The 23,493-nt window shown below is 40.0% G+C and carries 12 protein-coding genes and 2 pseudogenes; 11 read left to right on the forward strand and 3 right to left on the reverse strand.

The features are described from left to right. Positions 1-144 precede the first annotated feature (144 nt). The 3 genes and pseudogenes from SJ2017_RS09145 to SJ2017_RS09155 all read right to left on the reverse strand — a co-directional run bounded on the left by SJ2017_RS09145 (position 145) and on the right by SJ2017_RS09155 (position 4,039). Positions 145-2,784, reverse strand: a complete 2,640-nt coding sequence (locus tag SJ2017_RS09145; RefSeq protein WP_080915553.1) for an MlaD family protein — start codon at positions 2,782-2,784, stop codon at positions 145-147. Next, the gene (locus SJ2017_RS09150; RefSeq protein ID WP_055024459.1) at positions 2,771-3,421 is read right to left on the reverse strand and encodes a paraquat-inducible protein A; all 651 of its coding nucleotides are present in this window, start codon (positions 3,419-3,421) and stop codon (positions 2,771-2,773) included. The genes SJ2017_RS09145 and SJ2017_RS09150 overlap by 14 nt, the downstream gene beginning before the upstream one ends. Further along, positions 3,414-4,039: pseudogene (locus tag SJ2017_RS09155) on the reverse strand (paraquat-inducible protein A). Before SJ2017_RS09155 ends, SJ2017_RS09150 begins: the two are co-directional and overlap by 8 nt. Before the next feature lie 214 nt (positions 4,040-4,253). Here SJ2017_RS09155 and SJ2017_RS09160 point away from each other — a divergent pair. The 11 genes and pseudogenes from SJ2017_RS09160 to SJ2017_RS09210 all read left to right on the forward strand — a co-directional run bounded on the left by SJ2017_RS09160 (position 4,254) and on the right by SJ2017_RS09210 (position 23,474). Beyond that, complete coding sequence (locus tag SJ2017_RS09160) at positions 4,254-4,547, forward strand: YebG family protein (RefSeq protein WP_055024461.1); 294 nt, start codon at positions 4,254-4,256, stop codon at positions 4,545-4,547. Between the two features lie 18 nt (positions 4,548-4,565). After that, the gene (locus tag SJ2017_RS09165; protein WP_080915554.1) at positions 4,566-5,024 is read left to right on the forward strand and encodes a GAF domain-containing protein; all 459 of its coding nucleotides are present in this window, start codon (positions 4,566-4,568) and stop codon (positions 5,022-5,024) included. A gap of 268 nt (positions 5,025-5,292) precedes the next feature. Continuing rightward, positions 5,293-5,928: an RNA chaperone ProQ gene (gene proQ, locus SJ2017_RS09170; protein ID WP_055024463.1), complete on the forward strand. Its 636-nt coding sequence runs from the start codon at positions 5,293-5,295 to the stop codon at positions 5,926-5,928. Between the two features lie 22 nt (positions 5,929-5,950). After that, positions 5,951-8,065, forward strand: a complete 2,115-nt coding sequence (gene prc / locus SJ2017_RS09175) for a carboxy terminal-processing peptidase (protein ID WP_080915555.1) — start codon at positions 5,951-5,953, stop codon at positions 8,063-8,065. Positions 8,066-8,159: 94 nt separating this feature from the next. Continuing rightward, positions 8,160-10,715: an aminopeptidase N gene (gene pepN / locus SJ2017_RS09180; RefSeq protein WP_080915556.1), complete on the forward strand. Its 2,556-nt coding sequence runs from the start codon at positions 8,160-8,162 to the stop codon at positions 10,713-10,715. 140 nt (positions 10,716-10,855) lie between these two features. Then, entirely contained in the window at positions 10,856-11,071 is a 216-nt protein-coding gene (locus tag SJ2017_RS09185) for a DUF2835 domain-containing protein (protein ID WP_055024466.1), read from the forward strand. 315 nt (positions 11,072-11,386) lie between these two features. Beyond that, positions 11,387-13,438 (forward strand): DUF1302 domain-containing protein, encoded by a 2,052-nt coding sequence (locus SJ2017_RS09190; RefSeq protein WP_080915557.1) that lies wholly within the window; start codon positions 11,387-11,389, stop codon positions 13,436-13,438. A gap of 13 nt (positions 13,439-13,451) precedes the next feature. Next, a complete protein-coding gene (locus SJ2017_RS09195) occupies positions 13,452-14,816 on the forward strand; it encodes a DUF1329 domain-containing protein (protein WP_055024468.1) in 1,365 nt (454 codons plus the stop codon). 48 nt (positions 14,817-14,864) lie between these two features. Beyond that, on the forward strand, positions 14,865-15,875 hold the full coding sequence (locus SJ2017_RS09200; RefSeq protein ID WP_080915558.1) for a YCF48-related protein: 1,011 nt from the start codon (positions 14,865-14,867) through the stop codon (positions 15,873-15,875). 132 nt (positions 15,876-16,007) lie between these two features. Next, a pseudogene (locus tag SJ2017_RS09205) lies at positions 16,008-18,362 on the forward strand (efflux RND transporter permease subunit). A gap of 267 nt (positions 18,363-18,629) precedes the next feature. Then, positions 18,630-23,474 carry an NAD-glutamate dehydrogenase gene (locus SJ2017_RS09210; RefSeq protein WP_055024471.1) on the forward strand — a complete coding sequence of 1,615 codons (4,845 nt, stop codon included), beginning with the start codon at positions 18,630-18,632 and terminating at the stop codon, positions 23,472-23,474. The last annotated feature ends 19 nt before the right edge of the window (positions 23,475-23,493 follow it).

Consider the following 23,493-nt stretch of genomic DNA (forward strand, 5'->3'; position numbering starts at 1 on the left):
TCAGGTTTTAATGAGCTTATTGATGTTTGATTAGAAAAAGTCGGCAAATGCCGACTTTTTAAATGTTCCTTGAAGCTAACGTCACTTAATCTAATGTAACTAGAAAACTAACCCAGTTCAGTTTACATAGTGTCATTTTAATGATTACGGCTTCACTTGTTCTGGCTGCCATCTACGCCACTCTTCTTTCATCTTGTTGTAAAGGTTAAATCTCGCACCTGAAGCGATTTGATTTGCTGGGGTAGTGATGTCTTCGGTAACAACAGAAATTCCCCCTGACAGCAGTGTTTCTAGTGAACCGGTTTCGATTTGTGCACCAGAGAAAATCCCAACCTCAAGTTTGATACCGGATGCGTCCCAGAAGCGGCTGCTTTGATTAACTAAGTGCGTGTATTGCTTTTCGATATGCGAGTACATCAATACCTTGTTGCCGTTTTCTGATAATGAATAACCATCAACTTGGCCAATAGAAATACCTCTGAAGAAAATAGGGGTCCCCACTTTGATAGAACCCAGTTGACTATCTTCAAGGACTAACGTGACTGCATCAGCATCTATATTTGCATCATATCGGGCTGACAAATGTGCGGTAAAGTTATCGCTAATATCAGTTTGATTGCCCGGTAAAACACCGATATAAGGGCCGGTGATTAGGGTTTCTGGGGCTGTTATACCCGTTAAAGATATTTGCGCATCAACCACAAAATATTCACTGTCCGCTTTAGTAAAGTGATCAGCATATTCACCGTATAAATAGGCACTTGCTGTTAACGTATCGAGGTTTTGATTTAACTTCACCTGCTGCACTACACCAATTTGATGGCCTTGATAGCGAATCGCTGCTTTTTCAGAAACTTTTGCTTCAGCAGGCAAGATTAAGGTAATGGCTTTAGCCTGTTTAAGCGCTAAGGCTTTGGAGTCATACAAGCGAGATACATTGCCTGGTTGGTCATTATCAAGTAAACCAAGGCTAATACTGCCTTTGAGTGCACCTTCTAAAGGTGCCACATCGACTTCGATACCAGACAAGCTTGCATTGATATTTGCTGCATCGTTACGCCAAAATACACTTGAGTCTTTAATCAACTGTTTAAACTTATTTTGTATTGCGATACGAATCGAGAATTGGTCTGTATTGCTGTTCCAATAAACTTCTTTAACACTACCGATTTGCATTTTTTTGTAATAAATAGGAGAACCTGTAGATAACCCCGCGCCATCGATACTGTCGAGTGTTAATGTGGTGATGTTATTTTTATTAAGGGCGATAAGTGCGTCATCATTAGAACGATACAAGGCAAATTTTGCCTGCGGGGTAACTAATGCTTTATTTTTTCCTTTAACCAAGGAAACCGCACCTTCAATAACAGTGTTTAAATCTCTTGTTGTTACAGATACGCCGTCTAAAGAGGCGTCAATACTTAACGCTGACTCTGTGACGAAATAACTATCAGTTGTTAATAGTGAGGCGAACTCAGGTAAAATTTCGACTTGGTACAGAACACCGGTAAAGTCTTCGGTTAATGTCACTTCAGTGATAGTACCAATAGGCATCTGTTTAAATCTAACTTCTGCGCCTGCGGTTAAGCCACTGTGTTCATCAGAAGTAAGTTGTATTGTGAGCTTTTGCGCTTGAAGTAAATCTGGCGCTTCAGGTTGTAAAGTAAATAGCTCTGGTAACGCTTGGTCACTGGTGCCTGGGAGCACATTGACGACACTCCCAGTTAATAAACGTGCTGCATGTTTCACACCTTCAAGCGAAATGTCGGCACCAGCAATCCAGAATTGGCTATCGGCATTTAATAAGTGCTGATATTGCACATCAAACTTGGCTAAAAATTTAACGCCGGATTCAGTCAATTGAGTTTGATGAACTTTACCCACCTCAACGCCACGATAAACCAGCGCTGAACCTTGGTTTATCTCATCTGCATTTTCGGCGGTAAGTACAAATTCAATCCCTTTAACTGCACTTTCTTCATCAGGGTAAAGTACGTAGGTATCGCCACTAACTGCTTTGTTCGCTTTTGTATCTGAGTTGAAACTGATCCCGCCAGCGAGTAATGATGCCAAACTTTCGGTATTCACCTTAATTCCTGACATAGAGGCATCGATTTTGAGCCCTGAGACATTCCAAAATTGTGACTCTTGATTGACCAAGTGTGCGTATTGCTGCTCGATAAAGGTACTGATAGTAATGGTATCACTATCGATTAACCGGTAGTTAACCACCTTGCCGACTGGCACTTGGCGGTAAAATACCATTGAGCCGACATCAAGGGAGCCTAGTGTTGAAGTGGTAAGGTTCACAACTATGCCTTCTTCATCATTGGGGATCATCGTAGGGGCTTCTGTTAAAGCAACAAACTCTGAAGCAGAACTGCCATCTCCTGGCTGAATAGCAATATAGTTACCTGAAAATAAGGTATCTAATCCTTCTATCCCTGTGATACTTGCTTTTGGAGTCACAAGCCAAAACTGGGTATTTTTGTTTAAAAATGGATCAGAGCGATAATCCATAATGATTTTAACATTGACGCCAGAAAGGTCTTTATCAATGCTGATATCGGTGACTTTACCGACCGTTAATCCCTGATATTTAACTAGGGTTTTACCGATATCGATACCGATAGCACTAGGGAAGTGCACTTGAACTTCAATTCCCGACTCTTTGATACTTTTAACACCTAGCCAAGCCCCTAATACCAGGGCAACAATAGGAAGTAACCAAATCGGAGAGAAAAGTTTCTTTTTAACGACTTTTGGTGATTCAATTCGTGTCATTTTTTTTGTCCAAGCGATCCCAAAGTAAACGTGTATCAAGCACCTTAGCTGCCAATTGAGTCAGTAAGATAACGAGTGCAAATGCGGTTGCTGCCGGAGCGGGTTTAGCATCTAAAAGTTGACCCATATTGACTACCGCAACTGTCAGTGCAATAACGAATAAATCCAACATAGACCAACGGCCAATCCATTCAATAATATGAAACCCCACCATGAGCTTCTTTTTTGAAACTGGTAAGTTAAAACTAATCGCAGTTAAATATATCGCTAGTCCAGCAATTTTTAGCCATGGTACTAAAATACTGGCGGTGAATACGATAATGGCAATAGGGATCATATCCGAATGCACTAAATGTACTATCCCAGTAAAAATAGTATCGTAAGTCACTTTGCCTTGGTTTGTGAGCATAGTGATTGGATAAATATTGGCTGGTATTAATAAAATCGCTGCAGTAATTAATAACGCCCAGCTTTGTTGCAAGCTCTGTTCATTACGGGGTTGTATTTTTGATTCGCAGCGGCTGCAATACCCTTGCTCAATAGGGTTAATGTTGCGACATACCCCACACAAGGTCATTCCGATATCTTTACCTTGCTGGTAATCATTGCTTTTAGCTTGTTCTATTTTATTAGTCATGAGTCAGCTTCCACATATGTTCCAGATTATACTCACGTTGCAAAAACAAAATAACCAAAAATAACATTCCGAAACAAAAAGTTCCCATGCCTAAATAGATATCCGCAAAGTCAGATAAATTGAATGCGGCCACCAAGAAAGAAATGACATAAATTTCTAACATTGATAATTGGGTGAGTAAGGCTTGGTTTTTCAGCAAACGCCGATAAGTTCGTTGCCAAAAATAGCTGTGTAAGTTGCTTTTTACGATAATGATTTGTAGCAATATCGACAGTATTAATAAGCCAGGGGCAATAACTGCTGAGGCAATAACAGCAACAGCGACAATCCAATAACCTTGTGCCCAAACTGCGATGGCTGTCTCGTAGACAGTCGTTGCACGGATGCTACCCAAAAAATGGATTTCTAAAACGGGTAAAAAATTAGCTGGGATAAAAAAAGTAGCGCGGTAATACACAAAGCTAGCATGCCGTTAATAGAACAATATGGCACATCATAGAGTGCCGTATGGCAGCGAGGACATAGGGCTCTGACATTCGAAGGTAGCGCACGGCGCTGAACTGCTAAGTCACAAGAGCGACATAAAACGATGCTCTCTTGATCTACATTTTTTGGCATATAAAGCGCAAACCATCCATCTATATAATTAAGAGCTCTAAATTACTGAACAATATCTGACTAAAGTGCACAAAATATGGCTTTAAATAGTCAAAACGTCAATTATTCAAGATACAATAAAACCAGATAATACCAGAATAATCAGAATACTTGCATCAGAAGTTAGTTCTATGACACTCTATGCACTGTATATAAAAACAGTAAGAGGTTAATCATGGCGGTAATTACAAAGTTTGTCGTGGTAAGAGAAGGGGTGGAAAAGATGACATTTACATCTAAAAAGGAAGCCGATGCCTATGACAAAATGCTCGACATTGCTGATAACTTAGTTCCTTTTATTACTAGCGCTGAACTCGAAATTGACGAGAATAGTGTAGAGAAGCTTGCTTTTTACTTAGCTTCTAATAAAGATGAGCTAGCTAATTTATTAAAAGGCGTAGTAAAACCTAAGCCAGTTGCCAATAAAGCAGCCACGAAAAAAACTAATAAAAAAGCGCCAACAGAATAAAATATTTTAGGAAGTAGAATGAAAGCTGAGTTTTATGACACATTGAACCGTCAAGTATTAGCATTAATGGAAGGCGAAGATGATCTGATTGCTGGCATGGCAAACTTTTCGGCGTTGTTAAATGATAATTTAGACAATATAAATTGGGTTGGCTTTTACATTAAAAAAGCAGACCAATTAGTCTTAGGCCCGTTTCAAGGTAAAGTTGCCTGTACTCGTATTGTGATAGGCAAAGGAGTTTGTGGGACAGCTGCGGCACTAGATCAGACTCAACTTGTTGAAGATGTACACCAATTTGAAGGGCATATTGCTTGTGATGCAGCCAGTAATTCAGAAATCGTTGTGCCGGTTCGTAACGGAAATGATGTGGTTGCCGTGCTCGATATTGACAGTCCATTGTTGAATCGTTTTGAAACAGACGATCAAAAAGGTCTCGAAATCTTAGTAAAAAGCTTCGAATCTTGCTTATTTGCTTAATTTGCGAACAAATAATCTAAATTGCAGGTCGCAATCGCTGTGATGCGCTTTATAATACTGAGCTGCACGCATTAACTACTGGAAAATTTATTTACTGTAAAATTGCAGCTAACTAAGTTAATTTGTTAAGGCATGTTTCAATTGCTTTAGCAATCATGTAGGAAGTGCTAATTTGAACGTTAAGCAAGACTCTGTTTAACGAAAGATAAACGACTGTACTAGCCAAGAAAGCTATTAACCAGTCCCCTTATATAACGTGGAAGTAAAAATGGAATCAACAGACAAGTTGACCGACACCAACGCAGTTTTAGCGTATTTATATGAAACTTTTCCTTTATGCTTTATTGCAGAAGGTGAAACTAAGCCATTAAAAATTGGTTTGTTTCAAGATTTAGCTGAAAGGTTGGCTGATGATTCTAAAGTAAGTAAGACACAATTACGTGTTGCACTTAGACGTTATACAAGTAGCTGGCGCTACCTTAAAGGCGTTAAAGCAGGCGTACAGCGTATCGACTTAGATGGCCAAGATTGTGGTGAGCTTGAGCAAGAGCATATTGATCACGCTCAGCAAACTCTAAAAGAAGGCCAAGAGAAAGCAAAGGCGAAGCGCCAAGCACAAGCTGCAAAAGCAAATCCAAAGAAGCCTGCTAGAAAAGCACCTTCAGCAAAAACTGCTCCAGTTAAGAAAGACCGTCCAGCAAAAGCGAAAAAGCCTGCTGAACCAAAAGTTAATTATGTGCCAGCAAAATTTGACGAGCTTAAACAAAAACAACGTGTTAGTGTGAAGTTAGGGCAAAATCCAGTTGCCGGCGTTATCACTGATATCAAGAAAGAAGATGTCCATGTACAGCTTGATTCTGGTTTAGTCGTTAAAGTACGTGCCGAGCATATTTTATTATCGTGATCATTTAAGGAGTAACTTGTTGATGCGAAAACTCACTTTGGCTGCGTCGATTGCCACTTTATTTGTCGGTTTTTCGGCTTGGGCAATTTCACCCACTATTCAAATCAACGAGTTACCCAAACTTGAGCAAGAGCCTCAACATAAGGTTGCGAGTAAAAGAGTAACGAATTTATTTACCCGTTCTCATTACCATCGCTTTGAACTTGATGATGCTTTTTCTAAGCTCATTTATGACCGTTATCTGCAACAGTTAGATTTCAGACGTAATGTGCTTACCCAAGCTGATGTTGATAGCTTCAAGCAGTATCAAACTCAGTTTGACGATATGGTCAAAACGGGCAATATCGCTCCTGCCTTTGATATGTTCTCTTTATTGCAAAAACGTCGCTATGAACGTTTTGCCTATGCGTTAACTTTACTTGATAAAGAATTCGACTTTACCGAAGCTGGTGATGCTTATGAGTTCGATCGTGAAGAAGCTGCTTGGCCAAAAGATGAAGCTGAACTTAATGAGCTTTGGCGTCAGCGTGTTAAATACGATGCATTGAATCTTAAACTTGCTGGTAAAGACTGGGAAGAAACAGTCGAAGTGCTCGGTAAGCGTTATAACAATGCTATCAAGCGTCTGAGCCAAACTCACAGTGAAGATGTATTCCAAGGTGTGATGAACGCGTTTGCGCGTACAGTAGAACCTCATACAAGTTATTTATCTCCTCGTAATGCTGAACGTTTCCAAATGGAAATGAACCTAAGCCTTGAAGGCATTGGTGCTGTGTTACAGATGGATGACGATTACACTGTCATTAAAAGTCTTGTTGCTGGTGGCCCTGCGGCCAGTAGTGAAAAACTATCACCTGAAGATAAAATCATTGGTGTAGGCCAAAAAGACGGTGAAATTGTTGATGTTATCGGCTGGCGATTAGATGATGTAGTTGAATTAATCAAAGGGCCAAAAGGCAGTGAGGTTAATTTACAAATACTACCTAAAAAAGGTGGCGCTAATGCGAAAACTTTCGAAGTAACTATCATTCGAGATAAAATTCGCTTAGAAGACCGAGCTGCAACATCTAAAGTGGTTGAACCAACAGAAGGTGAATATGCCAACCGTAAGGTCGGGGTTATTCAAATTCCTGGTTTCTACATGAACTTATCTGTAGATGTAGAAAAAGAAATTGCCAAACTGAAAGAAGATAACGTCGAAGGCATTATTATCGATTTACGTGGCAATGGCGGCGGTGCGTTAACCGAGGCTACTTTGCTTACCGGATTATTCATCGATATGGGCCCAGTGGTTCAAATTCGTGATGCCAATGGCCGCGTAACTCAAAATCGTGATAACGACGGTAAGAGTGCTTACAACGGTCCACTAACAGTAATGGTCGATCGCTATAGCGCTTCAGCTTCAGAAATTTTTGCTGCAGCACTGCAAGATTACGACCGTGCACTCATTGTTGGTGAAGCAAGTTTTGGTAAAGGTACTGTGCAACAACACAAGAGCCTTGGCCGCATTTACGATATGTATGAAAAACCAATTGGTCATGTTCAATACACTATCGCAAAGTTCTATCGTATTAATGGTGGCAGTACTCAGCTTAAAGGTGTAACTCCTGACATTAAATTCCCAAGTGCCTTAGAGCCGGGTGAATATGGTGAATCTGAAGAGAAAAACGCCTTACCTTGGGATAAAGTGCCAGTTGCGCAATACGGAACACTAGGCAATATCTATCCTGAGCTGATTACCAAGCTTGATACTAAGCATCAGCAACGTATTAAAACGGATGTCGAATTCGGTTATATTTTTGATGATATAGCAGAATTTAAAAAGCATCATAACGATAAGACGATTTCATTAGTTGAAAGTGAGCGTATTGCATCACGTGAAGAAGACGAAAAACGTATTCTAGATCGTACCAATGAGCGTCGTGTTAAGAATGGACTCGAGCCTCTTGCATCTTTAGATGATGAAGATGAAGAGTCAGCTGAGACTGAAACAACTGAAGTTGCAGAAAGCGAAGCCGCTGAAAGTGAAACAGACGCGTCAGATGAAGATGAATTAGAAGTGCCAGATGCGTTCTTAGAAGAAACAGCATTAATCACTTTAGATATGGTTGATGCTAAAAAACTAGCTGCGAAGTAATCATTATTTCGCCAGAAAAAAACGCGCTTTAAGCGCGTTTTTTATTAAGTAAAATTTATCGCATAATTTGCTAAGTGTTATTCAAGGATTATTTATGACTCAAGCTCAAGCAAAACACCTAAAAGATTACCAAGCACCCGCTTATACCATTAGCCATATTGATTTAAATTTCGATTTAAAGGGCAATGAAACCACAGTTGTAGCCACCAGTAAGGTGCAACGTGTTGGTCAACATACCGAAAATTTAATCTTGGTTGGTGAGCAAATAAATTTACAGTCTGTTTTGATAAACGGTGACAAAGCTCAATATCAAGAAGCAAATAACGAATTAGTGATTCAAACGAACCTTGATGACTTTGAATTAACCCTAGTGACCTTACAAGATCCTGAGGCTAATTCTAGCCTAGAGGGCTTGTATATGTCAGATGGCGCATACTGCACCCAGTGTGAAGCCGAAGGTTTCAGAAGAATTACTTATTTCTTAGACCGTCCAGATGTCCTTGCTATTTATACTGTGAGAGTTGAAGCGGACAAAACTGCATTTCCTTTCTTATTAAGTAACGGCAACCTTGTCGAGAAGGGGGAAACAACTGCAGGCCGTCATTATGTCCGCTGGGAAGATCCATTTCCAAAACCAAGCTACCTTTTTGCGCTAGTCGCGGGTGATTTTGACTTATTAGAAGATAAGTTTGTTACTCGTAGCGGCCGCGAAGTCAAGTTACAGGTGTTTGTCGATAAAGGTAATTTACACAAAGCTAATCATGCAATGGTATCACTGCAAAAGTCGATGGCATGGGATGAAAACCGTTTTGATTTAGAATATGACTTAGACATCTACATGATTGTTGCTGTTGACTTTTTCAACATGGGCGCCATGGAAAATAAAGGCTTGAATGTCTTTAACACCAAATATGTATTAGCTGACACAGCAAGTGCTACCGATGAAGATTATCATGGTATCGAGTCTGTCGTGGGTCATGAGTATTTCCATAACTGGACGGGTAACCGTGTCACGTGTCGTGATTGGTTCCAACTAAGCTTGAAAGAAGGCTTAACTGTATTTAGAGATCAAGAGTTTAGCTCTGATTTAGGTTCCCGTGCTGTTAATCGTATTCAAGCAATCCGCGTTATGAAAAATCAGCAGTTTGCTGAAGATGCAGGCCCAATGTCGCATCCAATTCGTCCAGAATCAGTCATTGAGATGAATAACTTTTACACCGTGACTGTTTACAACAAAGGTGCTGAAGTCATTCGCATGATGCACACCATTTTAGGTGAGAAAAATTTCCAATTAGGCATGAAGTGCTATTTCGAACGTCACGATGGACAAGCTGTGACTTGCGATGACTTTGTTAATGCAATGGAATCAGCGAGTGGTATCGATTTAGGTTTATTTAGAAATTGGTACAGCCAAGCAGGTACCCCCGTTGTTAGCGTGACAGACAGCTTTGATGCCGATAAAAAGCAATATCAGTTAACAGTTAAACAATCAGTGCAATCACAAGGCGAGAAAGGCAAATTGTTGCATATACCTTTCAGCGTAGAATTATTAGATGCCGAAGGTCAGTCGATAAATAATCAAGTGTTGGCAGTCAAGCAAACTGAGCAAACCTTCACCTTTGACGGTATTGAGTCAATGCCAGTGCCTTCATTACTGCAAGATTTTTCAGCGCCAGTGCGTCTAGATTATGAATTTAATGTCGATCAATTAGTGCACTTAACTCGATTTGCAACCAGTGAAGTCGCTCGTTGGGAAGCATCTGTTGGTTTATTCAGCCAAGCGGTTTGGCAAAATGTGGAGAGCCTTTCAGCAAAAGAATCAATGCATCTTGACCCAAGAGTTATTGAAGCGGTTCGAGGCGTAATTTTAGATGAGAATATCGATAAAGCGCTAGTTGCTGAAATACTTGCTTTCCCAACAGCTGCGGCGCTTATTGAACAAGTTGATACGGTAAACTTAGATGCTTTACAAGCTGCTAGAGAGTTTGTTGTAGATGAGCTTGCTGAAGCCTGTTTAGATGAGTTAGTCACTCGCTATCGTTCATTAATTACTGAAGATAACCCTGCAGCACGTGCATTTAAAAACATCTGTTTAGTCTTGTTGTCTCGAGTGTCTTCTGAATATGAACAGTTAGTGACTGAACAATATAAAGCAGCAGCCAATATGACCGATAGCTTAGCAGCACTTAAAGCCGCTGTTTCTGGTCAATTAAGCTGCAAAGATGCATTAATGCAAGATTTCGAACAAAAATGGTTATCGACTCCGTTAGTGATGGATAAGTGGTTTAGCTTACAAGCATCTCAAAATACACCAGAGGTACTCGAGGTTATCAAATCACTGACCAAGCATGAAAGCTTTAGTTTTAATAACCCAAATCGTGTTCGTTCTTTGATTGGTTTCTTTGTGGCGGCAAACACTTACCAATTCCATGAGGCAAATGGCTCTGGGTATGAGTATTTGACTGATATTTTAATTAAGTTAAATGAGCTGAATCCACAAACGGCAGCAAGAATGATAACGCCACTGATTCAATTCAGTAAGTTTGATCTCGAACGTCAGCAAAAAATGAAACAGTGCTTACTTCGCTTAAAAGGCTTACCTAATTTATCAAAAGATTTATTTGAAAAAGTTGAAAAAGCCCTCGCTTAACCCTTAATAAATTACCACTGATAATGTGATGTTATCAGTGGTAATCTTCATATTAATTACTTCAATTACCGAGTGACAATACCTGCCAAATTAATTAGCATTACCTTTCATATCACAGCGCCTAGAGTTTGTTTCTCACCATGCAATTTACTTTTTCCATGTATATTAGTTTTGAAGACTTCCTTCCTTATTACCGAGGCTATGTAAAAAATGTTGAGGTGAGGGATGTAAGAGGCAAACTATTACACATTAATGGTAAATATTTCAGACCATTTGTTACCACTTCTGGTATTCAAGGTCAGTTCGTTTTGCAACTGGATGCCTCTGGAAAATTTATTTCTCTAAATAAAATTTAGAGTAAATACTTCAAACGTTCAATTGATTTTAAAAAAGTAAATTAGCTAAGTCTTGTTTCAATTAACTTTATGATTTTATTTGTTATTTATTAACTAATATCATCTAGTAGTCAATTCGTGTGATCTAATTCAAATAAAGTTCAGTTTAATCTCTCAAAAAATCTCCTAACTACACCAATTCGTTAACAAATTTTCTGTTTTTTGAACTTGCTCAATGATGTTAATTGCTGTAACAATGGTGTTGCCTGCAGGCTAACAAAATGTTGGTTCAAATCCTATAACAACGAATCCGGCAGGTTACGGAGAGAAGCAAAAATGAATATTGTTAAAAGACGCTTTAACAAGTCGGCACTCGCTTTGGGGGTGATGTCGGCATTGACTTTAGGGATGAGCAGTAGCGCTAGTGCTGTTTCATTTGATTGGGGTGAAGTACGAGGCACTTTCGATTCTACTTGGACAGTCGGGGCTAGCTGGCGTGTGTCTGAGCGTGATTGGGAAGGGCAAATCGGTAAAGTTAACCAGCCACAATTTGATTGGTCTGGTTATTCTGCTTTTGGTGCGCCTTTTGGGCAAACACCAAAGTACACCACTTCTCAAATCTGGAGCCAACCAGGCTCATATTCAAGTAACAATGACTTAAGTAATCTACTTTATTCTCAAGGTGATACCACCTCAGAAATTTTTAAAGGCTTACACGAGTTATCGTTGGAATACAAAAATTATGGTTTATTCGTTCGTGGAATGTATTTTTACGATCGTAAATTAAACGATGGTGATTATGATTTTAACGATCCTCTTACTGGTAACGAATTTGATCCGTGTGAAGATGACCGCGCATCAGAAGTTCAGTGTAAAGATGTTCGCTTATTAGATGCCTTTGTTTACGCTAACTGGGACTTTAATGATGGCCAAAACCCATTATCTGTTCGTGTTGGTAACCAAGTGGTTTCTTGGGGCGAAAGTACTCTAATTCCTCATGGCATTGGTGTTATTAATGCTGTGGATTTAAACATTTTGAATGCACCAGGTGCAGAGCTTAAAGAAGCGTTCCGTCCACAAGGTATGGTGTGGGCTTCTTTGGGTATTACAGATAATTTATCGGTTGAAGCTTATTACCAATATGACTGGGAGCCAATTTGGGTACCTACACCTGGTTCTAACTTCGCAACCAATGATTTTGCCGGTTTTGGTGGTTATGCCCAAAATGCTCAATTAGGTTTTAATGCCAACCCAGACATTAATATGGAATTTTTAATGTCTGAGTATTCTGCTTTATACGGCGCTGCAGCTGCTGCTAACTTCGACCCAGCTTATGCCGCTTATATGGTGCCATATGCGACTAAGGTTGCATTAGTACAAGATGAAGCCAAGCCAAGTGATGATGGTCAATATGGTATCAAGTTAGGTTATTACGCGCCAAGTTTAGGTGAAACTGAATTTGGTCTGTATTACATGAATTACCATAGCCGTCGTCCTTTAATTAGTGGTACTGCTTCTAACTTTACTTCTGAAGCGGTTGCTCGTGATTATGGACGTTTAGCTGCAAGTGGCGGTGAAATTGACCGTGAATTGCTGTTAAGTATGGAAACCTTCACTAAAGCGCAAATTGTTTATCCTGAAGATATTCAACTTTATGGTTTCAGCTTTAACACTTTAGTGGGTGATACTTCGGTTGCGGGTGAAATTGCTCACCGTGTTGATGAGCCATTACAAATTGATGACGTAGAGTTATTGTTTGCTGGTATGCCTCAACAATTGGCTGAAGCGGGTCTTCGTCCTGACTTAGATGGTATCTCACAAATTGAAGGTGTTAAACCTGGTGAGTCAATTGATGGCTTCATTTTATCTGATACAACTCAAGCTCAAGCAACATTTACTCATTTATTCGGACCTACATTAGGTACGGATAACCTGACGATGCTTGCTGAAATTGGTGGTGTGTGGATCCATGACATGCCTGGCTTTGATGAGCTTCGCCTAAATGGTCCTGGTACCGCTCGTTCTGGTGGTAATCCTGATATGCCAGGTATTATCGAAGCTCTGCATGATGGTCCTGAAACCAATCCATTCCCAACTGATTTTGCTTGGGGTTATCGCTTAGTGGCTAAAGCCGACTACAATAATATCTTCGCAGGTGTAAATATGTCACCACGTGTGATTTTCTCACATGATGTTGACGGTATTACACCAGATCCAATGTTCTTATTTACTGAAGGTCGTAAGTCTGTCGCTGTCGGTGTTAACTTTGATTACCGCAGTCGTTGGGGCGCTGATATTTCTTACAACAGCTTCTTTGGTGGTGTAGGAACAACTAATGCAATGACTGACCGAGATTATGTCTCGTTTAACGTCAAGTATTCTATCTAGAAGGACAATAATAATGAAGAAACTGACGATATTATCGGCTGCAGTAATCATGGCGTTTAGCGCTCCTGCAGCGATGGCGAAAGTATCTGAAGCTGAAGCAGCGAAATTGGGTAATGAGCTTACTCCAGTGGGTGCTGTTAAAGCAGGTAATGCTGATGGTTCTATCCCTGCTTGGGATAACGGCATTACTTCTCCAGTTGCTGGATATGAAAAAGGAATGCATCATCCAGATCCTTTTCCTTCAGATAAAATTTTATTCACCATTACTAATGCAAATAAAGCGCAATATGCTGAATTTTTAACGCCGGGCCAAAACAAGCTTTTTGAACTGTATCCAGATACATACAAAATGAATGTTTACGAGACTCGCCGTACAGCCTCGCTGCCTCAGTATGTTTATGATGCAACTAAGGCTAATGCATTAAATGCTGAACTTGTAGCAAATGGTAATGGTGTAAGTGGTGCGTCGATCAGTGTACCGTTTCCAATTCCAAATAACGGGTTAGAGGTCATTTGGAACCATATTCTTCGCTATCGTGGTGTCGATATTAAAACTGCACGTAGCCAAGCGGCTCCAACAGCAAGTGGTTCGTACACATTGATTGAAACTGCTGAAGAAATTCGTTTCAGTTATAGCCGTCCAGAAGTGACGTTAGATCAATTAAAAGAGTCGAACACCTTGTTCTTCTTCAAGCAAGTTGTACGTCAACCTGCGCGTCTAGCGGGTACGGCACTACTTGTAAAAGAAACGATGGATCAAGAAGCGCTTCCACGTCAGGCTTGGACCTATAACACAGGACAACGTCGTGTACGTAAAGCACCAAACGTTGCCTTTGATACTCCAGGTACTGTTTCAGATGGTTTAAGAACCACTGATGACTTTGATATGTTTAACGGTTCTCCAGTGCGTTATAACTGGGAATTAGTCGGCAAGAAAGAGCTTTATATCCCATATAATGATTACAAGCTTCACTCTGACGCACTTGAATACGATCAAATCTTAACACCTGGCCATATTAATCCAGAGTTTGCTCGTTGGGAAAAACACCGTGTATGGGAAGTTAAAGCAACCCTTAAAGATGGTATGCGCCATATCTATAAAACACGTGTTTTCTACATCGATGAAGATTCTTGGCAGGTTTCACTAACGGATATGTACGATAACCGTGATGAGTTATACCGTGTAGGTACTGCGCACTCGATTAACTACTATGAAGTTCCGACCCATTGGAGCACGTTAGAAATCTTCCATGATTTACAATCTCGTCGTTACTTAGCGATGGGGTTAGACAACGAAGGGCGCATGTATGATTTTGATGCAAACCTTTCTGAAGCTAACTTCACGCCTGATGCGCTTCGCCGTGCAGGTATTCGTTAAGACCAAATAGGGGCGCAATGCGCCCCTACAATTTCTAAGGAAGTTTGTATGTCGTTCCGCACACTTCGCAATGTTGTCGCTTTTAGTGCCAGTTGTTTTTTAGCTCAAGCGCCAGTCCATGCTCAATTCGATCCACTTTCTGTTCAGATCCAACCTTTAGCGCAATCTTCTCTTGTTCTTGATTTAGCCAAAGCAGGTAACAGCCTTGTTGCCGTGGGAGAAAGAGGGCATGTGCTTGTTAAGCAAGATAATCAATGGCAACAAGTTGCTACGCCAGTCATCTCACAATTAACTAAAGTGTTCTTTCTTGATGACAAAAAGGGATGGGCAGTTGGTCATGATGCCACCATTATTCACACCGAAGATGGTGGGTTGACTTGGCAAGTACAGTTTCAGTCTATCGAAGTAGAAAAGCCATTACTTGATATTTTATTCTTCAATGAAAATGAAGGCATCGCAGTGGGTGCTTATGGTTTGTTTTATCGCACAACCGATGGTGGTAAGCAATGGCAGGAAGAGTTTCATGAAGAGCTACTATTTCCGGAAGATGTTTCCTATTTAGCAGATTTAAAAGCAGAAGATGAAGCATTGTATCTATCAGAGCGAGCTGCATTATTACCGCATTTTAACCGTGTTATTCAATTAAGTGATACTCAACTGCTCATGGTTGGTGAACTTGGGTTAGTAGCAACTTCAAATAATAATGGCCAAACATTTGAGACCAAAGATTTTTATTATGAGGGGTCTATGTTTAATGCTATTGAAACAAACGATGCTATTTATGTCATGGGGCTTCGTGGTCACGTGTTTAAAACTGATAAACAATTTACTCAGTGGAATGAAATCGCACTGCCTGTTAAGTCATCCATTAATAATGCCTATATCAAAGATAACTTAGTCTATTTAGTGGGTAACGCTGGGGTGGTGATTGAGCTTGATACTAACGATGCCGCTAAAATTGTCACTCGAAGACAAGGCGAAAACATTGTAGCAATCGAAAGTGACGCTAAAGGTGAACTTTGGTTTGCAGGTTCTAAAGGGTTATTTCAGCTTAAATAGATAATTTAGGCTAAGTTTAATCGAGTTATTCAAGATAAGTTCTAGGCTTTGACATTGAAATTCATTTTAGACTGATATTTGATTTACGTTAGATAAACATAAAAATAAAACAACAATAATAGGGCCGATAAGATGTTAGAAAAACTGGTCAATGGATTTGAAACCCATCTTTTCAGAAACCGTATGTGGGTGATTTTGTCATTCATACTCATTACAATTTTTTTGGGTTACCAAGCTAGCCAATTAAAAATGGATGCGGCGTTCAGCAAAAATATTCCGCTGAATCATGAGTACATGAAAACGTATACCAAACATCAAAAAGATTTTGGTGGGGCGAATAGGATTATGGTGTCTGTTGAAGATACCAGTGGCAATATTTTTAACCCTGAATACTTCGAAACACTTAAAAACGTTCACGATCAATTATTTTTCATCCCTGGAGTTGAATGTTCTCAAGTTAAATCACTTTATTCGCCATCAACTCGCTTTACTGAAGTCGTTGAAGACGGTTTTGCTGGCGGCCCTGTCATTCCAGCAGACTTTCGTAATGATGAATACGGCTTAAATGTAGTCCGAGATAACGTTGAAAAGGCAGGAATTGTTGGACGTTTAGTATCAAATGACTACTCATCAGCCATGTTAACGGCTCAGTTAATGGATTTTGTGGCCAAAACTGACGAAGAAATGGCAGAGTCTGAAGGCGCAGAAAAAGATATTACCACCAAACCATTGAATACCATTCAATTTGCTAAGCAACTTGAAGAAGAGCTACGGGGTAAATACGAAACTGATACGATAAAAATTCATATTATTGGTTTTGCTAAAATGGCAGGTGATGTCGCTGAAGGTGCAAAAGGCGTTTTACTTTTCTTCTTGATTGCGATTTTAATCACCGCTGTCATGGTTTACCTTTTTTCTAAGTCATTAATTTTAACTTTATTGCCTTTGATTTGTAGCTTGGTTGCAGTTTGCTGGCAATTGGGATTATTAACGGTAGTGGGTTTCGGACTTGACCCTATGTCAATTCTTGTACCTTTCCTGGTATTTGCTATTGGTGTAAGTCATGGCGTACAAATGATTAATGCTGTTAGACGTCGTGTTATTGATGGTCAAAATACAAAAGCCGCTTCAGCGTCAGCTTTTCGCAGTTTATTAGTTCCAGGTGGCGTCGCATTACTGTCTGACACAGTGGGCTTTTTAACCTTATTAGCTATTGATATCGGCATTATCCGTGAGCTAGCTATTTCAGCATCCTTAGGTGTTGCGGTTATTATTTTAACCAATCTCATTTTATTGCCTTTGGTGATTTCATACACCACGATAAAGCCAGAAAAAGAAGACCCAGTTAAAAAAGCAAAAATTGAAGGCTTATGGAGGTCGCTATCACGTTTTGCAACGCCAAAATATGCCAGTGTAGTATTAGCCTGTACGGCACTGCTTTATGCCTTTGGTTTTCAGCAAGCTAGCAATATGAAAATTGGTGACTTACAAGGCGGAGCGCCAGCATTGCACCTTGATTCGCGTTATAACCAAGATACTTTTCATATTACCGATAATTACTCAATTACTACCGATTACATGACGGTAATTGTTGAGGCGACACCTGAAGCGTGTACTTATCATTCGATTCTTAATGAGATAGACCAATTTGAATGGATGGTAGGTAATACGCCAGGTGTTGAGTCAACAGCAAGTCTTGCGTCGGTGTCGAAGCAGGTGAATGCTGGCTTTAATGAAGGTAATCCTAAATGGCAAGTGCTTCCACGTACTACAGCAAGTTTGGTTTAAGCTGTAGGGCGGGTGCCTACTACATCTGGTTTGCTTAATGGTAACTGTTCGGTCATGCCAGTGTTTCTTTTCTTAAAGGATCATAAAGCAGAAACGATTGAAGTTGTTACAGCAAAAGTTAAACAAGTTGCAGCACAACTAAACACTGATACCTTGCAATTTAAACTGGCATCAGGACCTGTAGGAGTAATGGCTGCCACTAATGAAGCTGTCAGTGAAGCGCAATTGCCTATGATGATTTATGTGTATGGCGCTGTATTTGTTCTTTGTTTGATAAGTTTCCGTTCAATTAAAGCCACCATAGCAGTCATCGTGCCTTTGTATGTCGTGTCGACTTTAGCTCAAGCATTAATGACTTGGTTAGATATTGGTCTTGCAGTGAGTACGTTACCTGTTATTGCGTTAGGTGTCGGGATTGGTGTTGATTACGGTATTTATATTTTATCGACCATGTCCGGCAAATTAACCCAAGGAATGGCAGTTCAACAAGCGTACTTCGAAGCACTTGTTGAACGAGGTAGTGCGGTTATCTTTACAGGCTTAACATTAGCCATTGGTGTAAGTACTTGGTTCTTCTCGGCACTTAAGTTCCAAATGGACATGGGTATTTTGTTAACTTTCATGTTTTTAGTGAATATGTTGGGTGCGATAATTATTTTACCTGCATTATCAGCAGTATTTTGGCGCAAACCCAAGTAGCTAAACGGTTTAGAATTATAAAGAGGAGCTTAGCTCCTCTTTTTTTTTGCATACTTACTCTATCTAAACGCTTGATTGGTCAAATAGTGACTATAATTGCTGTGTTAACAAGGATTTTAGAGGATCTACCACTAAAATAGTGCTCGAAATAGCATTAAATTAGTAATAAACTTTGCTCCAGATCTCAGTTCTAAAACTGAATCAACAAGCCGAAGCATCCAATATAATGATAAAAGCGCTGCCATAAACGCTTAAGGAAACTGCAACATGGCCTTTAAAGATGCAATGCCTTCAGTACTACTAGAAAATGTAGTCAATTTAATTCATAAAAAAATCCCTAATTCTCAAGCTAAACAAGTTGAGCAATTTGCCAATTGTATATATGCACATATGTCTAAAGACGACTTAAATGCTCGTAATGACAGCGACCTTTATGGTGCAGTATTAAGCCTTTGGAATGCCCTCAATAAATCTGCTGAAACCAACAGCCACATCCGTGTGTTTAACCCAAGTCAGTCAAAACATGGCTGGCAGTCTACCCATAGTATTATTGAAATTATTCAACCTGATATGCCATTTTTGGTTGATTCAGTGACTATGGCATTAAACCGCATGGGCATTACGGCGCATATGGTGTTACATACACCACTTGCTTTACAACGTGATGAGGAATTGGTTAAAGAAGTGTCATTTATTAAAGATGCGCCAGAAGCAACTGAAAATGTTGCGGTATTTTTAATTGAAATTGACCGTCAAAGCAGTGAAAAAGATATTAAAGCCATTGGTAAAGAACTAGAGTCAGTTTTTGCCGATGTCGTGTCATCTGTTGATGATTGGCAACAGATGTCTGACAAATTATCAGAAACCATTAAAAAGTTACCTAAGCAGCCATTTCCTGGTGAAAAAGCCGAAATGGAAGAAGCGACTAACTTTTTAACCTACTTGAATAATCATCATTTCACACTGCTAGGTTATCGTTATTATGAGCTTAAGCGAGTAGAAGGTGATGTTGAGCTTGTTCCAGATTTAGAATCAAGCCTTGGTTTGATGGGACGTTCAAGCAATCAACATAGTGACCGTGGCTTATTACTGTCAACGTTCTCAGCATCTGCCCGTAAAGAAGCATTAGATTCTAGCCTACTCGTATTAACGAAAAGCTCGACTAAAAGTCGTGTTCACCGCCCTGCATATGTCGATTATGTTGGGATTAAGCGCTTTGATAAAGCCGGAAACGTGATCGGTGAAGATCGCTTCTTAGGTTTATATGCATCTAACTTATATAACCGTAGCCCTCGCGAAATTCCTTTGCTTGCGGGTAAAGTTGAGCGTGTTATGGAGCAATCAGGTTTAGCGCCTCGCTCCCATGACTATAAAGCCTTGATGAATATCCTTGAGAACTTACCACGTGATGAGCTAATACAAGCTAAAGAAAATCAACTCGCTGATATAGCTCGTGGTGTTCTAGAAATGCAAGATCGTGACAAATTAAAATTATTTGTCCGTAAAGATGGCTTTGGTCGTTTCTTATCTTGTTTGGTGTATGTATCAAAAGACCGCTACAACACTAAGTTACGTCAAGATACACAACGTATTTTAGCTCAGCATTTTAACAGTAGTGAAGATGTTGAATTTACTACTTACTTTTCTGAATCAACTTTAGCGCGTACGCATTACATCATCAAAGTTGATAATAATAATATGGATGTCGATGTGGCAGCTATTGAGAAAAACCTAATTGAAGCTGCTCGCTCTTGGGAAGATAAATTACACAGTTCTTTAAATAATGCCTTAGGTGAACAGTCTGGTACTGGATTAACCAAGCGTTACTTAAATGCATTTTCACCAAGCTATAAAGAAGATGTTCTACCAAGTTCAGCTGTGGTTGATATTCAACACCTTGAAGCATTAAATGATGAACATAAGTTAGGAATGTTGTTCTATCAGCCTCAAGAAACGGCATTAAATGACAATAAAGTTAGGTTAAAACTGTTCCATAAAGATGAGCCAATTCATCTTTCTGATGTGCTACCTATGCTTGAAAACTTCGGTTTGCGTGTGATTAACGAGCGCCCATATGAAGTGAAAACAGCTGATGGCCATACATACTGGATTTTAGATTTCTTAATGACAGTTCAAGGTGCTGCAGTCGACAATTTAGCGGACAGTCAAGATCGCTTCCAAAATGCGTTATCTCAAGTTTGGGATAAAGAGCTGGAAGATGATGGATTTAACCGCATGATTTTAGCGACTAGCTTAACCGGTCGCGAAGTGTCTATTTTACGTGCATATGCAAAATATATGCGCCAAATTGATGCGACTTTCAGTCAGTCTTACATTGAAGAAACATTCAATCGTTACCCACAAATTGCTGATTTGTTGGTTAAAATGTTTATTCGTAAATTCAATCCTAAGCTCAAAACTCGTACCTTGAGCAAGTTCCTAGAGCAAGTTGATTTACGTCTTGAAGATGTTTCAAGTTTGGATGACGACCGTATTATTCGTCGTTATTTAGATTTAATTAATGCCACATTGCGTACTAACTTCTATCAAACTTTAGAAACAGGTATCAATAAGCCTTATATCTCGTTTAAGTTTTCGCCAGAAGATATCCCAGAGATGCCACGCCCATTACCAAAGTTTGAAATCTTTGTGTATTCGCCGCGTGTTGAAGGTGTTCATTTACGTGGAGGTAAAGTCGCACGTGGTGGATTACGTTGGTCTGATAGACGAGAAGATTTTCGTACCGAAGTACTCGGCCTTGTAAAAGCGCAACAAGTTAAAAACACCGTCATTGTTCCAGTGGGTGCTAAAGGTGGTTTTGTTTGTAAACAACTCCCTACTGATGGGGGACGTGAAGCGTTCTTTAATGAAGGCCAAGCATGTTACCGTCTATTTATTCGTGGCTTACTCGATATAAGCGATAACATTATCGAAGGTAATGTCGTGCCACCTAAAGATGTGGTCCGTCACGATGAAGATGATGCTTACCTTGTTGTTGCAGCTGATAAAGGCACAGCGACTTTCTCTGACATTGCTAATGAAATTGCTATCGAATACGATTTCTGGCTTGGTGATGCCTTTGCATCGGGTGGTAGTAATGGTTATGACCATAAAAAAATGGGCATTACTGCAAAAGGGGCATGGGAGTCGGTTAAACGTCACTTCCGTGAAGAAGGCATTGACTGTCAAACCACAGACTTTACCTGCTTAGCGGTTGGCGACATGGCGGGCGACGTATTTGGTAACGGTATGCTGTTATCGCGTCACACTAAATTAGTGGCTGCATTTAACCATATGCATATCTTCGTTGACCCAAATCCGGATGTGGAGAAAAGTTATCTTGAGCGTGAACGCTTATTTAACTTACCACGTTCAAGCTGGGAAGATTACAACACTAAGTTAATGTCTAAGGGCAGTGCTATTTTCCAACGTTCAGCTAAATCATTGAAGCTGACTAAAGAAATTAAAGCGATGCTTGAAACTGATTTAGACACCATGACGCCAAATCAATTGATGCAAGCATTACTGAAAATGCGTGTCGATTTAATTTGGAATGGTGGTATCGGAACTTACGTTAAAGCAACTTCAGAAACACATGCTGAAGTTGGTGATCGTGCTAATGATGCTATTCGAGTAAATGGTAATGAACTGAAAGCTAAAATCATTGGTGAAGGCGGTAACTTAGGTGCGACACAATTAGGTCGTATTGAATTTGCAGCCAATGGCGGCCGAGTCAATACCGACTTTGTTGATAACGTTGGCGGCGTAGACTGCTCAGATAACGAAGTTAACATTAAGATTTTACTTAATACATTGGTTGCTGACGGCGAACTGACTGTTAAGCAACGTAACCGTTTACTTGAAGACATGACCGATGAAGTTGGTGAAATTGTACTTCAAGATTGTAACGACCAAACTCGTACTATTTCAGTCACTCAAGCCCATGGCATTTCTCAGTTAAAAGAGCACATACGCTATATCCAATATCTTGAAAAAGATGGCAAATTAGATAGAGCGCTTGAATTCTTACCGACTGATGATGAGCTTGCCGAGCGTTTAGCTAATAATCGCCCACTGACTAGACCTGAGTTATCAGTATTGGTGGCTTACGGTAAAATGGTGCTGAAAGAGCAGTTAGTGACTGAAGAAATTACCGAAGATACTTTCTTAAGTAAGTTGCTTACGGATTATTTCCCGCAGCAATTACAAGCTAAATATGCTGACAAAATGATTGCACATCCACTGCGTGGTGAAATTATCGCAACATCATTAGCCAATGAATTGGTTAATGACATGGGCTTTAATTTCGTTCAACGCATGCAAGATGAGACAGGTGCCACAGTCGCAGAGGCTGCTATTTGCTATACTATGGCCCGTGAAGTTTTTGGTCTAGCAGAGTTAACTCAGTCAATCACTGAGCTCAATGGCGTCGTATCGGCTGATGTGCAAAGTGAGATGCTACATCAACTACGTCGTAATATGCGTAGAGCCTGTCGTTGGTTTATTCGTCACCGCAATAAAGGTGAGAACATTGAGCAAACAGTGGCATTCTTCAAACCAGTATTTGAAGAGTTAAAAGCCAATGTTGATCAATATATGATTGCTGCAGAAGTGATTGCGATTTCAAGTGAAATAAAATCACTAACAGAGCAAGGTGTACCTGAGTCATTAGCGCAAGTTGTTGCTAAAATGAGTACATTATTTTCAGCGTTAGATATTGCTCAGATTGCTGAACTCGAAGGAAAGACTGTTCAATTAGTGGCAGAAACTTACTTCAGATTGGGTGCGAAAGTTGAATTGCATTGGTTCCTAGAACAAATCAGCAATCAACCTGTATCGAATCATTGGCAAGCTTTAGCACGTGCAGCCTTCAGAGAAGAGCTTGATTGGCAGCAACGAGCATTGAGCTCTACAGTACTTAGAGCATGTACTGATACGTGCAATGCAGACACAATCATTCAGCAGTGGATTGATAATAATGAGAAGCTATTGGAACGCTGGTTCCATCTACTAGCGGACTTTAAAGTGTCTCAAAGCCATGATTTCGCAAAATTCTCGGTGGCGTTACGTGAACTTAATTTATTGATCCTTCATTGCGAAGGCCCAAGATAATTATTTATAATAAGTGAAC

Origin of the sequence: Shewanella japonica (assembly GCF_002075795.1) — a bacterium.
GTDB classification, from domain to species: Bacteria; Pseudomonadota; Gammaproteobacteria; order Enterobacterales; family Shewanellaceae; genus Shewanella; species Shewanella japonica.

Coding starts and splice junctions, on each gene's coding strand:
- SJ2017_RS09145 (WP_080915553.1), bottom strand. CDS start 2,784: ATGACACGAATTGAATCACCAAAAGTCGTTAAAAAGAAACTTTTCTCT.
- SJ2017_RS09190 (WP_080915557.1), top strand. CDS start 11,387: ATGAATATTGTTAAAAGACGCTTTAACAAGTCGGCACTCGCTTTGGGG.
- SJ2017_RS09150 (WP_055024459.1), bottom strand. CDS start 3,421: ATGACTAATAAAATAGAACAAGCTAAAAGCAATGATTACCAGCAAGGT.
- SJ2017_RS09195 (WP_055024468.1), top strand. CDS start 13,452: ATGAAGAAACTGACGATATTATCGGCTGCAGTAATCATGGCGTTTAGC.
- pepN (WP_080915556.1), top strand. CDS start 8,160: ATGACTCAAGCTCAAGCAAAACACCTAAAAGATTACCAAGCACCCGCT.
- SJ2017_RS09185 (WP_055024466.1), top strand. CDS start 10,856: ATGCAATTTACTTTTTCCATGTATATTAGTTTTGAAGACTTCCTTCCT.
- SJ2017_RS09210 (WP_055024471.1), top strand. CDS start 18,630: ATGGCCTTTAAAGATGCAATGCCTTCAGTACTACTAGAAAATGTAGTC.
- proQ (WP_055024463.1), top strand. CDS start 5,293: ATGGAATCAACAGACAAGTTGACCGACACCAACGCAGTTTTAGCGTAT.
- SJ2017_RS09200 (WP_080915558.1), top strand. CDS start 14,865: ATGTCGTTCCGCACACTTCGCAATGTTGTCGCTTTTAGTGCCAGTTGT.
- SJ2017_RS09165 (WP_080915554.1), top strand. CDS start 4,566: ATGAAAGCTGAGTTTTATGACACATTGAACCGTCAAGTATTAGCATTA.
- prc (WP_080915555.1), top strand. CDS start 5,951: ATGCGAAAACTCACTTTGGCTGCGTCGATTGCCACTTTATTTGTCGGT.
- SJ2017_RS09160 (WP_055024461.1), top strand. CDS start 4,254: ATGGCGGTAATTACAAAGTTTGTCGTGGTAAGAGAAGGGGTGGAAAAG.